The sequence below is a fragment of the Stieleria mannarensis genome (genome assembly GCF_014154935.1).
GTDB classification, from domain to species: domain Bacteria; phylum Planctomycetota; class Planctomycetia; order Pirellulales; family Pirellulaceae; genus Stieleria; species Stieleria mannarensis.
In genome coordinates this window covers 1-578 of the sequence record NZ_JACEHH010000206.1, presented here as the reverse complement: position 1 = coordinate 578, position 578 = coordinate 1, and the positions used below count along the sequence as shown (strand labels likewise).

Sequence of the window (578 nt, the reverse complement as noted above, 5' to 3'; positions counted from 1 at the left end):
AGAGGGCAGCGGGCGAGGAAGCAAGCGGACGAGAAGCCGGATTGGGCGCTGATTTGGCGTCAAAAGCTGGCAGTCTTTCACGGTGCCGGCAGCAATTCGAACTGGCATTTTGGCCAGGCCGAAGTGATCGAATTTCTGATCGACCAGAAAAAGAAGGGCGCGCCGGCTTGGAAACGCCTGAAGATTGCCGAGGCGCTTTCGGATTATCAGAAACGCTTTCATCGAGACAGCGGCGAGCGGCTGGACCGCATTGTGGCTCAGCTGCGCTACAAAGCCAGTTGCGAGCGACAGGCGGAGCTTTCAGGCCCCGAGATCAAAGAACTGGTCGGGGAGATTGATACCAAGGAAGCTCCGGTGATCCAGCAAATGCGCCGGACGATGCGTTTGAACAAACTGGCATGGAACACCGAAAAGGCGTACATCGGAAAACTCTGCGATTTCTTTTCGTATCGTGGGCTCTGGGAATCCGTCAAGGACGCCGACGCGAGCACTCAATGGGGCTTGGGCGAGATCGGTCCGGTGGACGTCGAGGAGTTCTTGACGGACAGTTCTTGACGGACATGGCGGTCGATCGAAAC

At 57.1% G+C, this 578-nt stretch carries 1 pseudogene; it reads left to right on the top strand.

Going from position 1 to position 578, the window contains the following annotated elements:
- Positions 1-555: pseudogene (locus H1B37_RS33080) on the top strand (hypothetical protein); the annotation flags it as partial.
- Positions 556-578: the final 23 nt, after the last annotated feature.